The organism is Mesobacillus foraminis (genome assembly GCF_004340465.1).
Classification (GTDB): domain Bacteria; phylum Bacillota; class Bacilli; order Bacillales; family Cytobacillaceae; genus Mesobacillus_B; species Mesobacillus_B foraminis.
This window is the reverse complement of the sequence record NZ_SLVV01000005.1, coordinates 336,857-349,449: the sequence shown is the minus strand read 5'-3', so window position 1 is coordinate 349,449 and position 12,593 is coordinate 336,857. Positions and strand designations below refer to the sequence as shown.

At 44.3% G+C, this 12,593-nt stretch carries 12 protein-coding genes; 11 read left to right on the top strand and 1 reads right to left on the bottom strand.

From position 1 onward, the window contains the following. The 7 genes from rlmN (at position 1) to spoVM (ending at position 6,294) form a co-directional block, all read left to right on the top strand. A complete protein-coding gene (gene rlmN, locus EV146_RS10570) occupies positions 1-1,092 on the top strand; it encodes a dual-specificity RNA methyltransferase RlmN (protein WP_121609304.1) in 1,092 nt (363 codons plus the stop codon). Between the two features lie 5 nt (positions 1,093-1,097). After that, on the top strand, positions 1,098-1,847 hold the full coding sequence (locus EV146_RS10565; protein WP_132005630.1) for a Stp1/IreP family PP2C-type Ser/Thr phosphatase: 750 nt from the start codon (positions 1,098-1,100) through the stop codon (positions 1,845-1,847). A 4-nt stretch (positions 1,848-1,851) separates the two neighbouring features. Beyond that, positions 1,852-3,819, top strand: a complete 1,968-nt coding sequence (gene pknB / locus EV146_RS10560) for a Stk1 family PASTA domain-containing Ser/Thr kinase (RefSeq protein ID WP_132005627.1) — start codon at positions 1,852-1,854, stop codon at positions 3,817-3,819. Positions 3,820-3,880: 61 nt separating this feature from the next. Further along, positions 3,881-4,762 carry a ribosome small subunit-dependent GTPase A gene (gene rsgA, locus EV146_RS10555; RefSeq protein WP_121609302.1) on the top strand — a complete coding sequence of 294 codons (882 nt, stop codon included), beginning with the start codon at positions 3,881-3,883 and terminating at the stop codon, positions 4,760-4,762. 2 nt (positions 4,763-4,764) lie between these two features. Next, entirely contained in the window at positions 4,765-5,409 is a 645-nt protein-coding gene (gene rpe, locus EV146_RS10550) for a ribulose-phosphate 3-epimerase (RefSeq protein WP_132005624.1), read from the top strand. A gap of 54 nt (positions 5,410-5,463) precedes the next feature. Continuing rightward, on the top strand, positions 5,464-6,111 hold the full coding sequence (locus EV146_RS10545) for a thiamine diphosphokinase (protein WP_132005621.1): 648 nt from the start codon (positions 5,464-5,466) through the stop codon (positions 6,109-6,111). Positions 6,112-6,213: 102 nt separating this feature from the next. Next, positions 6,214-6,294, top strand: a complete 81-nt coding sequence (gene spoVM, locus EV146_RS10540; RefSeq protein WP_046522178.1) for a stage V sporulation protein SpoVM — start codon at positions 6,214-6,216, stop codon at positions 6,292-6,294. Between the two features lie 179 nt (positions 6,295-6,473). Here the strand turns inward: spoVM and rpmB are convergent, their stop codons facing one another. Beyond that, positions 6,474-6,662: a 50S ribosomal protein L28 gene (gene rpmB, locus EV146_RS10535; RefSeq protein ID WP_121609299.1), complete on the bottom strand. Its 189-nt coding sequence runs from the start codon at positions 6,660-6,662 to the stop codon at positions 6,474-6,476. Between the two features lie 305 nt (positions 6,663-6,967). Here rpmB and EV146_RS10530 point away from each other — a divergent pair, with 305 nt between their 5' ends. The 4 genes from EV146_RS10530 (at position 6,968) to fapR (ending at position 12,589) form a co-directional block, all read left to right on the top strand. Beyond that, positions 6,968-7,330: an Asp23/Gls24 family envelope stress response protein gene (locus tag EV146_RS10530; protein ID WP_121609298.1), complete on the top strand. Its 363-nt coding sequence runs from the start codon at positions 6,968-6,970 to the stop codon at positions 7,328-7,330. 16 nt (positions 7,331-7,346) lie between these two features. Continuing rightward, positions 7,347-9,014, top strand: coding sequence for a DAK2 domain-containing protein (locus EV146_RS10525; RefSeq protein ID WP_132005618.1), 1,668 nt, complete (start codon positions 7,347-7,349; stop codon positions 9,012-9,014). 813 nt (positions 9,015-9,827) lie between these two features. Next, on the top strand, positions 9,828-11,876 hold the full coding sequence (recG, locus tag EV146_RS10520; protein ID WP_132005884.1) for an ATP-dependent DNA helicase RecG: 2,049 nt from the start codon (positions 9,828-9,830) through the stop codon (positions 11,874-11,876). Positions 11,877-12,019: 143 nt separating this feature from the next. Next, positions 12,020-12,589, top strand: a complete 570-nt coding sequence (gene fapR, locus EV146_RS10515; protein WP_132005615.1) for a transcription factor FapR — start codon at positions 12,020-12,022, stop codon at positions 12,587-12,589. Positions 12,590-12,593: the final 4 nt, after the last annotated feature.

Sequence of the window (12,593 nt, the reverse complement as noted above, 5' to 3'; positions counted from 1 at the left end):
ATGGAACAACCAGCAACTTCACAGAAAAAAACAGCAAATGAACAAGGGAAACCTTCCATTTATTCGCTTCAGCTTGATGAATTAAAGAATTGGCTCACCGAGCACGGGGATAAAGCCTTCAGGGCCGAGCAAATTTATGACTGGCTTTATAAAAAGAGGGTGACATCCTTTGAGGATATGACCAATCTTTCAAAGCAGCTTAGAGATAAGCTGGAGGAAAGTTTTGCACTGACAACACTCAATACAATCATCCAGCAGACTTCCGCGGACGGTACGATTAAATTTCTCTTTGAACTCCATGATGGAAAATCAATCGAGACCGTCTTAATGAGGCATGAGTATGGTAACTCAGTTTGTGTTACTACCCAGGTTGGCTGCCGTATTGGCTGTACTTTTTGTGCATCAACACTTGGCGGGCTGAAAAGGAACCTTGAAGCAGGAGAAATTGTGGCCCAGGTAGTTAAGGTACAGCAGGCTCTTGACGAAAGTGATGAGCGAGTAAGTTCTGTAGTTATCATGGGAATTGGGGAACCGTTCGACAACTATGACCAAATGCTTTCCTTTCTAAAAATCATTAACCATGAAAAAGCCTTAAATATTGGTGCCAGGCATATTACTGTATCGACAAGCGGCATTATTCCGAAGATCTATCAATTTGCCGACGAAAATATGCAAATCAACTTTGCCATCTCACTGCATGCTCCAAACAACGAAATCAGAAGCGGCCTGATGCCCATTAACCGTGCCTATAAGCTGCCGGACCTGATGGAAGCAGTACGCTACTATATCGAGAAAACAGGCCGGCGCATTTCCTTTGAATACGGTTTATTTGGCGGCGTGAATGATCAGGTTGAACATGCGGAAGAACTCGCGAAACTGGTTAAAGGCCTGAAATGCCATATCAATCTGATTCCAGTCAACTATGTGCCAGAACGGGACTATGTCCGAACACCGAAAGCACAAATTTTCAAATTTGAAAAGACGCTGAAAGACCGCGGGGTAAATGTGACCATCCGCCGTGAACAGGGACATGACATTGATGCGGCCTGCGGACAGCTGCGGGCGAAGGAACGCAAAGAAGAAACGAGGTGAAATTTTTGAACGCAGTTTTCATGACTGATAAGGGAAAGGTACGTCTTCATAATGAAGACAACGGAGGGATATTCACCAACCAGTCAGGCCAGCGCCTTGCCATCGTAGCAGATGGCATGGGCGGCCACAGGGCTGGAGATGTTGCGAGTGAAATGACGATTCAGTCTCTAAAGCCGGAATGGGAGAAGGCTGACAAGATTCATACTGCAGAGGAAGCGGAAAAATGGCTTGAAACTGCCATTGACCATGTAAATAAACGATTATTTCAGCATTCGCAGGAAAACATGGATTGCGAAGGAATGGGCACAACCGTAGTAGCTGCAATCTGTACGGATCTGTTTGCGACCATAGCCAATATTGGGGACAGCCGAGGCTATATCCTCAATGAATCGGGGTTTCAGCAGATGACGGAGGATCATTCCCTTGTAAATGAATTAGTTAGATCAGGGCAAATTTCCAGGGAGGATGCTGAGCATCACCCGCGCAAGAATGTCCTGTTAAGGGCTGTGGGAACAGAAGAAAATGTGGAAATGGACGTCAAAACGATTATGTTTGAACATGGCGATTGTCTGTTGCTGTGCTCAGATGGACTGTCAAACAAGGTGAACCAGGAAGAAATCGAATCAATCCTAAAACAGGATGTAAGCTTGGAAGAAAAGGCGTCGAAGCTTGTCTCTCTTGCCAACCACAATGGCGGCGAGGATAATATTACTCTTGCCATCGTCGAATATTCAGACGTCACAGAGGGCAGGTGAAAACATGATCAGAGGAAAAAGAATTAGCGGGCGCTACAAAATTCTTGATATGATCGGCGGAGGCGGCATGGCAAATGTCTACCTTGCCCATGACATGATCCTTGACCGGGATGTCGCTGTCAAGATGCTTAGACTTGATTTCGCTAATGATGAAGAATTCATCCGGAGATTTCACCGGGAAGCGCAGTCTGCTACAAGCCTTGCCCATCCGAATATCGTCTCTATTTATGATGTCGGAGAAGAGGACGGATTATACTATATTGTTATGGAGTATGTTGATGGCCCAACACTAAAACAATACATACAGCAAAATGCCCCCGTTCCGGTTGAAAAGACTTTGGATATCATGGGACAATTAACATCCGCTATCTCAAATGCTCACCATAACCATATCATCCACCGGGACATCAAGCCCCAAAATATCCTTATTGACCCAGAAGGGAATGTAAAAATAACAGATTTCGGCATAGCGATGGCCTTAAGTGCGACCAGTATAACCCAGACAAACTCGGTGCTGGGGTCTGTCCATTATTTGTCCCCGGAACAGGCAAGAGGGGGGATGGCCACGAATAAATCCGATATTTACTCCCTTGGGATCGTCATGTTTGAACTGCTGACGGGGAGGCTCCCTTTTTCGGGGGAATCTGCTGTTTCCATTGCATTAAAGCATTTACAGTCCGAGACACCTTCACTAAAACGGTGGAACCCGGACATCCCTCAAAGTGTAGAAAATATCGTATTAAAAGCAACGGCCAAGGACCCATTTCACCGTTATGAAAATGTTTATGCCATGGAAGAGGACTTAAGGACATCACTTAATCCTGACAGGCTAAACGAGCCCAAATTTACAATCCCTGAAGATGATGAAGCGACCAAGGCGATTCCCATCATCACGGATGACAGGCCTTACCGGAATCTGGATGAAACAATTGTTCATAAGGAGCAGACGACAGAACCAGGCAAGGCGGACATCAATAAAGAAAAGAAGAAGCCTGAAAAAAAGAGTCGAAAAAAGTGGCCTCTGATTTTATCGCTAATATTTGCTTTCCTTGTCATTGGAATAGCCGGTCTTATGATCTTTGGTCCAGAACTTTTCGGGCCAAAGGAGGTTACAGTCCCTGAAGTGGAGGGAATGGAACTGGAAGAGGCGGTAGCCGACCTGTTGTCGGCGGGCTTTGTGATTGGAAATCAAAAAGAAGTCAGTGACCAACAAATCGAAGAGGGCAGCATAATCAGGAGCAGTCCGAAAGCCGGAAGAGTGGTCAAAGAAGGAACAGCTATCGATCTTTATATCAGTACGGGAAAAGCGAAGGTTGTGCTTTCGGATTATCGGGGCAGGATGTACGAGGAAGCCCTTCGTACATTGCAAGATAAAAATTTCAAAGATGTTGAAGCAATAGAAGAACATGATGACAGTGAGGCAGGAACGATTCTTGCCCAGTATCCTTCTGGCGGCGAAGAAGTCATACCAGATGAAACGGTTGTTGAATTCACTGTGAGCAAGGGGCCCGAATTAATAGAATTGATTGACCTCACAGATTACAACGAAAAAAGCGTCAATGATTATGCAACTACCAATGGACTGGTGATCGAGAAGGCGGAGGAATTTCATGAAAGTGTGGAAAAAGGGCTTGTGATCTCACAGGATCCCGAGCCAGGAACACGGCTGAATCAAGGAAGCAAAGTAAAGATTACGATTTCAAAAGGGAAAGAATTAATTCCTCCAAAATCCGTTACTGAAGAAATTGAAATTCTTTATGATGAAAGTCTGAATGGGGAACCTCAAAAGGTTCAGCTTTATATCGATGACGTGCATTATGATATGAATGAACCGGCAGACGTTTTTGAAATCAAGGAAACAACCACGAAAAAGATAACATTGGACATTCCCTATAAAGGCAAGGCGGGATATAGGATCATCACCAACAACCAGGTTGTTTCGGAAAAAGAAATCCCGTATTCTGAAGACTAGCAATGCTTGGACACAGGATGGGTGACAAAAGAAAAATGGTTTTAAATAAAGGAGGCATGCTATGCCGGAGGGTAAAATCATTAAGGCGCTGAGCGGTTTTTATTATGTGCTCGGGCCGGACGGAATGATTCAGTGCAGAGGGCGGGGTATATTCAGGAAGAATAAAGTTACCCCGCTGGTCGGAGACGAAGTGGTTTATCAGGCAGAAAATGAAAACGAAGGTTATATCATGGAAGTCAAGGAACGAAAAAATGAGCTTGTCCGTCCTCCCATAGCGAATGTGGATCAGGCCATTCTGGTTTTCTCTGCAGTTGAACCAGAGTTCAGCACGATGCTCTTGGATCGATTCCTTGTGTTAATTGAATATAACCATATTCGACCACTTATTTGTATTACAAAATTGGATCTTGCACAATCCGAAACACAGAAGCTAGAAAAGTTTGCTTTAGAATACCGGGACGCAGGCTATGAAGTGCTATTCACATCCTCGGAAACATCTCAAGGCATAGAGGAATTGTCTCCATACCTTGAAGGGAAAATTTCTGTGTTTGCCGGCCAGTCCGGGGTAGGGAAATCTTCCTTGCTAAATGCCCTGCGTCCGGATCTGGATTTAAAAGTAAACGATATTTCCCAGCACCTTGGGAGGGGAAAGCATACAACAAGGCATGTTGAATTGATTAAAATCGGCAGGAATGGCCTTGTGGCAGATACCCCAGGATTTAGTTCGCTGGAATTTACAGAAATAGAACCCACCGAACTTAATTTTTGCTTTCCTGACATCGAGAAGTTGAGCGAAGACTGCAAGTTCAGAGGATGCCTTCATGTCTCGGAACCAAAATGTGCTGTCAAGGCTGCAGTGGAGGCAGGCAGTCTGCCTGGATACCGGTATGAACATTACAAGGTGTTCTTACAAGAAATAAAAGATAGGAAGCCGAGGTATTAACTATGGTAAAAATAGCTCCCTCAATCTTATCCGCTGATTTTTCACGGCTGGGAGAGGAAATTCGGGATGTTGAACAAGGAGGAGCGGACTACATTCATGTTGACGTAATGGATGGCCACTTTGTACCGAATATAACGATTGGTCCTTTAATCGTTGATGCGATTCGCCCGGTAACAAACCTTCCGCTCGATGTCCACTTGATGATTGAAAACCCGGACCAGTATATTGAAGCATTTGCGAGGGCGGGTGCTGACTTTATCACTGTTCACGTGGAGGCATGCCGCCATTTGCACAGGGCAGTACACCTTATAAAATCCCTCGGGAAAAAAGCAGGAGTGGTGCTCAATCCTGCGACTCCGGTTGAAAGTATTCAGCATGTTATCGAGGATATTGACATGGTGCTGCTGATGACTGTAAATCCAGGCTTTGGAGGACAGAAATTCATCCATAGCGTCCTTCCGAAAATCCGCCAGGTGAAAGAAATGGCGGAGTCACGCAGCTTATCCATAGAAATCGAAGTGGATGGCGGTGTAAATGAAGAGACAGCCCGGCTTTGTGTCGAAGCTGGTGCTACAGTCCTTGTGGCAGGATCAGCGATCTATGATAAAGAGGACAGGAAACAAGCGATTGTTTCACTAAGAGGGTAAGTGAAAGCCAGCCGGCGTGGCTGGCTTTTTATATAGGAAGGAAGGGACTGGACTATGATTATCAATATTTTGGCGGGGGGGCCTGAATCTCTGCTGCCGGACTTATCTTCATATGCATCTGTTGAAAGTGTTTGGCTTGGTGTGGATAAAGGGGTGTTTACTCTGTTGGAATCCGGGATTGCCCCTGATTACGCTTTTGGAGATTTTGATTCAGTAACAGAAAAGGAATGGGAGGTCATTGAACAAAGAGTCAGGAATTTAAAGAAATTCAGTCCTGAAAAAGATGAAACGGATATGGAACTGGCAATTAACTGGGCATTGGAGCAATCACCGAAACAAATCAATCTCTTTGGTGCAACAGGAGGAAGGCTGGATCACATGTTTGGGAATGTACAGCTGCTACTAAAGCCTGCGCTGGCAAATTTACCATCTGAAATCCAAATGATCGACAAACAAAACCATGTTTTCGCAAAAGCTCCTGGCACCTATTCATTAAATGAACTGGCCGGAAAGAAATATATTTCGTTTGTTCCAGTTACACCATCTGTTAAAGGTCTTACGCTTGAAGGGTTTAAATACCCTTTGATTAATTGCGATTTGCCGATTGGCTCGACCTTATGCATAAGCAATGAACTGCTTAACGATTATGGTACTTTTTCTTTTTCAGAAGGCATATTATTGGTTGTAAGAAGCGGTGATTGAAAAGTCTTCTGCAATTAGCAATTATTTCATCTTCCCGAATATATATGTAAAGGATGGTAATCCTGAAGCTTGGCTGCGCGAGAGATAGTGAGGAGGGACATTATGAAATTCTATACAATCAAACTGCCTAAGGTTTTGGGCGGGCTTGTTAGAGCGATGTTGGGGGCTTTTAAAAAAGGCTGACAGATAGTGGAAAAATTATATATGTTTGAGGCACCCATGTGCGGGTGCTTTTATTTATCCATTAAAAAAAGACATCCAGGAGGATGTCTTTTTTGGCGCACCCGAAGGGCGCCCCGCTATTTTTTAGCGTCCAGCCTCAGTGCCCGCTATGGTCTTAAAGCTGGCACTTTTGCTATTAATTAAACGCGCTCTACTTTACCTGATCTTAGAGCTCTTGCAGAAACCCAAACACGCTTAGGCTTTCCATCTACAAGAATACGAACTTTTTGAAGGTTTGCACCCCAAGTACGCTTGTTAGCGTTCATAGCATGGGAACGTGCGTTACCTGAACGAGTACCTTTACCAGTTACAACACATTTACGTGGCATGTATATTTCCCTCCTAACATACAAAAGCTAATACTATTTTCGCATGCATTTATCATTGCATTTTTTCGTCAGAACAGCCGAATGAACGATGTTGCTGTATTTCTGACAGTCAAACATACTTTAATAATTTATCACACAACCATTTCAAATGCAATACTAAAGCGAAACGATATCAAGAAAAAAACCTTGACATATAGTGCCAGGACTTGCTCTATAATAAGATGGGGCAGATTGACTTTTAAAATTGCCGAGCTTATAGTAAAATATCTTTAGTCTATAGCTATTTTCCAAAAGGGGGAACGACCATGTCCATCGAGCTAAAAACAAAGTACGGACAAATCGATATATCAAATGATGTCATTGCAACAATTGCAGGCGGTGCCGCTGTTGATTGCTATGGCATTGTCGGAATGGCTTCCAAGCAGCAGTTGAAAGACGGAATCGCCGAAATCCTGCGCAGGGAAAACTTTACGCGCGGGGTAGTCGTTCGCCAGGAAAACGAAGAAGTACATATTGATATGTATATAATTGTCAGTTATGGAACGAAAATTTCCGAAGTAGCCCACATGGTTCAATCAAAAGTAAAGTATACACTTGAAAAAACGGTTGGGCTGGCTGCAGACTCGGTCAATATTTACGTTCAGGGAGTTCGTGTCACGAACCCGTAGTGAGGAGGAAAGTTTTGTGTCAAATACAGTTCTAGACGGAAAACGTTTTGCGGAAATGGTGATACAGGGTGCAAACCATCTGTCAGCCAATGCCAAGATGGTCGATGCTTTAAACGTCTTCCCTGTTCCTGATGGAGATACCGGAACAAATATGAATCTATCCATGACTTCCGGTGCCAAGGAAGTGAAAAATAATGTCCAGGAGCATATTGGGAAAGTAGGCGCTGCACTCTCAAAAGGATTGTTGATGGGAGCAAGAGGCAATTCCGGTGTTATTCTGTCCCAGTTGTTCCGCGGATTTTCCAAAGCCATTGAGCAAAAGCATCAAGTTACTGCCCAGGAATTTGCCGACGCACTTGAATCCGGCGTTGAAACAGCTTACAAGGCGGTTATGAAGCCGGTTGAAGGAACAATTTTGACGGTCGCCAAGGATTCAGCAAAAAAGGCTGTACAGGCGGCAAAGAATCAAAAGGATATTGCACTGCTGATGGAAGATGTATTAAAAGAAGCACGTGCTTCCTTGAATCGCACACCTGACCTGCTTCCAGTCTTAAAGGAGGTTGGGGTGGTCGACAGCGGCGGACAGGGACTTGTCCTTGTTTATGAGGGGTTCCTTGCCGTCCTTAAAGGGGAAGAACTGCCGGAAACACCATCTGCTCTTGCAACCATGAACGATCTGGTTAGTGCTGAGCATCATAAAAGTATCCAGGGCCATATCAACACCGAAGATATTGAATTTGGCTATTGCACAGAATTCATGGTTAAGCTTGAAGGGAAACGGCCATTTTCCGAGGAACAATTCCGTCAAGATCTAAGTCATTACGGGGATTCTCTTTTAGTTATTTCCGACGATACACTTGTCAAGATCCATATTCACTCTGAGCAGCCAGGCGAGGTCCTGACATATGGACAGTCCTATGGAAGCCTCGTTTCAATGAAGATTGAGAATATGCGTCAGCAGCATACGGATATTATTGGAGAACAGGGTGAAGCTGCTGTTCAGGAGAATAAAGCGAAGGCAGAGAAGCAGGAGTATGGTATTGTCGCGGTATCCATGGGCCAAGGAATTGGCAGCCTTTTCAGGAGCATCGGTGCTAATGAAGTTATTGAAGGCGGCCAAACCATGAATCCCAGCACGGAAGATATTGTGAAAGCCATTAAAGAAGTCCATGCCAGCAAGATCATTATCCTTCCTAATAATAAAAATATAATCATGGCTGCCGAACAGGCTGCTGAACTTGCTGAAGAGGATGTGATCGTCATCCCTTCAAAGACGGTTCCACAGGGAATGTCGGCTCTCCTTGCGTTTAACCCGGGAGCTGATTTGCTGGAGAATAAAGAAATTATGTCTGAAGCGATGCAGCATGTTAAAACCGGCCAGCTGACATTTGCTGTGCGCGATACCAGCATTGATGGCCTTGAAATCGAAAAAGGGGACTTCATGGGGATTTCAGAAGGCAAAATTGTCCTCAAAGATAAAGATAAAGTCAGCGCAGCGAAAAACTTATTAGAGAAGATGCTTGATGAAGAAGCAGAAATCCTCACCATTTTAAAAGGAGAAGACGCCACACAGGAAGATGTGGAAAGTCTGAAGGAGTTCCTTGAACAGAATTATGGGGATATCGAAATCGAAGTTCATGATGGCGGGCAGCCTCTTTATGCCTTCATTTTTGCGATAGAATAATTTCTTCAGTATGGCCTTGCCAAACCCAAAATTCATATAACCACACAAAATAGAAGGGAACCCCCCTTCTATTTTTTCTTTTCACTGGGTCATACAGGGAGGAAGGGATTTACAAGAGTGTGTTTGACATTGTGGGTGATGTATTTGACATATGGAAATCGTAAGAAAAGTGAAGCTAGAAGCTAATTGCGGGAAATGATCCAGTCAGTCAGAATTGTCATTAAATGATAAAAAACAGCGTCGTGACTGCTAATATTTTGCTGTAAATATACCTTATTGTTAATATAAGGAGAGATACTTCTTGTTCTAAAATATATCGAAAATGCTGGAACTGGCAAACAGTCCAGACAAACAGATATAGGAAATGATGTTCAGCGGCAAATGGAGGTCATTACCTGTGCAAGGGATGTAATTCTCCCGCAAATAGAATGCAAAAGGCAGTTGGACGGGGATTCGCGGAGTATAATTTCACTCGAGCATAATGGTCGGGAACGCGGTCCTCTTACAGAAATATATTCAAAAAGAAAAATCTTATCAGGACAGAACTGTTTGGACGCTGTCAGCAAAGCGGCAGCGAAAAATATGGTGGATGTAGCAATGTGAAGTGCTGTGTGTGAAGAGAAATGCGGCGGGTGCTGTGACTCGTTTGGAACTGATGATATTCCCTTGACAGACATAACCAGCACCATACCAATAGGCGATAATTAAAATAGCACATACAACCTGAACTAAGAGTAACCGGAGAGGGAGGGCTTGCGGCAATGCCGGCCGGAAGAAAGCTGGCAGCAAAAATATTTGGGCCGCGTCATTAAAGTGAATCCATTACTAAAACAACCTGTAACAGCTGTGAAAGGAATTGGTCCAGAAAAAGCTGAAACATTAGCAGAAATAAATATTTTAACGATTGAAGAATTACTTGAATATTTACCTTACCGATATGAAGATTACAGGCTCCGCGATCTCTCCGAGGTAAACCATGAAGAAAAAGTGACGGTGGAGGGAAAGGTTCATGGGGAGCCGTCACTTGTTTACCATGGCCGGAAAAAATCCAGGCTTACTGTCAGGCTTCTGGTAGACCGGTATCTTGTTAAAGTGGTTTTTTTCAATCAGCCCTATTTAAAACAAAAAATGAGTATTAATGAGATTATTACTGTAACGGGCAAATGGGACCAGCACAGACAAACGATAACGGCTAATGAAATGACATCAGGTCCTTATTCGAAGGAAAAAGAATTTGAGCCTGTTTATGCAGTCAAAGGGACCATCACCGTTAAAATGATTCGAAGGCTGATCAAGCTCGCCTTTTCCCAATATGGAAACCAAGTAGAGGAAATCCTTCCTGACGAACTTCTAAAGCAATACAAACTGATGAGCCGAAAGGATGCCCTCAGGACCATGCATTTTCCCTTAGGTGCGGAGGAAGCCAAACAGGCGAGAAGAAGGTTTGTCTACGAGGAGTTTTTGTTATTTCAGCTAAAAATGCAAGCGCTCAGGAAGATTGAACGAGAACAGACTCCTGGCAAGAAGCAGAATTATGATCTGGAAAGATTAAAGAAATTTATCGACAGTCTTCCCTTTCCATTAACACATGCTCAGAAACGAGTTGTGAACGAAATCCTTGGTGATATGAAACAGCCTTACCGGATGAACAGGCTTTTGCAGGGGGATGTTGGATCGGGAAAAACAGTGGTGGCAGCGATTAGTCTATATGCGGGAATAACGGCAGGATTTCAAGGGGCGCTTATGGTGCCGACTGAAATATTGGCAGAACAGCATGCTGAATCTCTGTCAGGGCTGCTCTCTCCGTTTGGGATAAATGTTCAGCTGCTGACTAGCTCGGTGAAAGGAAAACGGCGGAGGGAGATACTCGAACTCCTGAAAAATGGTGACATCGATGTGCTGATTGGAACACATGCACTAATCCAGGATGAAGTCTATTTCAGTAATCTTGGGTTGGTGATCACAGACGAACAGCACCGTTTTGGGGTTGAACAGCGGCGTATTTTAAGGGAGAAAGGCGAGAATCCCGATGTACTGTTCATGACGGCAACCCCGATTCCCAGGACTTTGGCCATAACAGCTTTTGGTGAAATGGATGTTTCTGTGATCGACGAAATGCCAGCCGGGAGGAAGGCGATTGAGACCTACTGGGCGAAGCAGGAAATGCTGGACAGAGTACTGGGATTCATGGATAAGGAATTGTCCCAGGGAAGGCAGGCATATGTGATCTGCCCGCTGATCGAGGAATCCGATAAACTGGATGTTCAGAATGCAATCGATGTGCACAGTACGCTAAGCATGTATTTTCACGAACGGTACAAAGTGGGTTTAATGCATGGACGCCTAAGCTCTGCTGAAAAAGAAGAGGTTATGAAAGCGTTCAGTGCCAACCAGGTGCAAGTCCTGGTTTCCACGACAGTAGTGGAGGTAGGTGTGAACGTTCCGAATGCTACCTTCATGCTCATCTATGATGCCGAACGATTTGGCCTGTCGCAGCTTCATCAGCTGCGTGGCCGAGTTGGCCGCGGAAGCGAGCAAAGCTATTGTATCCTGCTGGCTGATCCGAAAAGCGAAATCGGAAAAGAACGGATGCGAATTATGACGGAAACAAATGATGGGTTTGTTTTAAGCGAAAAAGACCTGGAGCTCAGAGGACCAGGAGATTTCTTCGGGAAAAAGCAGAGCGGCCTTCCTGAATTCAAAGTGGCTGACATGGTTCACGATTACAGAGCGCTGGAGACAGCAAGGGCTGATGCGGCTTCCCTGGTTCAGTCAAGTGCTTTCTGGACCTCCGAAAAGTACCTGGGTTTAAGGATGTACCTTGAAGGAACAGGTGCATTGGCTGGTGAGAAGCTGGATTAATACAAGTAAAGATTTTTATAACCAAAAGCAGATTCAAGAAGGGGTGCGGCAGGTGCTCCCACTTTTCTTCTTGCAATCTGCTTTTTTTTTTAATATATTACTATTAGTACCTAGTCATAATACTTCGGATGGTGTGATGATCCATGAGACGGAATAAACGAGAAAGGCAGCAAATGCTTGTCGATACAATAGCGGATAATCCGTTTGTTACGGATGAAGAGCTAGCGGAAAAGTTTTCCGTCAGCATCCAGACCATCAGGCTGGACCGCCTGGAGTTATCGATACCGGAATTAAGGGAAAGAATAAAGAATGTCGCGGAGAAACGTTTTGAAGACGAAGTCCGATCATTGCCGCTCGATGAAGTGATCGGTGAAATTATACATATTGAACTAGATAATAATGCCATATCTATTCTGGATGTAAAAAGTGAACATGTATTTGTCCGAAACCGCATTGCGCGGGGGCACCATTTATTTGCCCAGGCCAACTCCCTTGCAGTTGCGGTCATTAATGATGAACTTGCCCTGACCGCAAAAGCGAATATCCAGTTCACCAGGTCAGTTATGGAAAATGAACGTGTCATTGCCAAGGCGAAAGTAACAAAGATTGATAAAATAGCCGGCAGGACTTTTGTTGAAGTTAACAGCTTTGTAAATAATGAATTAGTATTTAAAGGCGATTTTGAGATGTACCGTTCACAAAAAACTTACTAAAGGA

Bases quoted from the DNA above. Each gene is read 5' to 3' on its own strand.
- rlmN (WP_121609304.1), top strand. From the start codon at position 1: ATGGAACAACCAGCAACTTCACAGAAAAAAACAGCAAATGAACAAGGG.
- rpe (WP_132005624.1), top strand. From the start codon at position 4,765: ATGGTAAAAATAGCTCCCTCAATCTTATCCGCTGATTTTTCACGGCTG.
- pknB (WP_132005627.1), top strand. From the start codon at position 1,852: ATGATCAGAGGAAAAAGAATTAGCGGGCGCTACAAAATTCTTGATATG.
- fapR (WP_132005615.1), top strand. From the start codon at position 12,020: ATGAGACGGAATAAACGAGAAAGGCAGCAAATGCTTGTCGATACAATA.
- spoVM (WP_046522178.1), top strand. From the start codon at position 6,214: ATGAAATTCTATACAATCAAACTGCCTAAGGTTTTGGGCGGGCTTGTT.
- EV146_RS10530 (WP_121609298.1), top strand. From the start codon at position 6,968: ATGTCCATCGAGCTAAAAACAAAGTACGGACAAATCGATATATCAAAT.
- rpmB (WP_121609299.1), bottom strand. From the start codon at position 6,662: ATGCCACGTAAATGTGTTGTAACTGGTAAAGGTACTCGTTCAGGTAAC.
- rsgA (WP_121609302.1), top strand. From the start codon at position 3,881: ATGCCGGAGGGTAAAATCATTAAGGCGCTGAGCGGTTTTTATTATGTG.
- EV146_RS10545 (WP_132005621.1), top strand. From the start codon at position 5,464: ATGATTATCAATATTTTGGCGGGGGGGCCTGAATCTCTGCTGCCGGAC.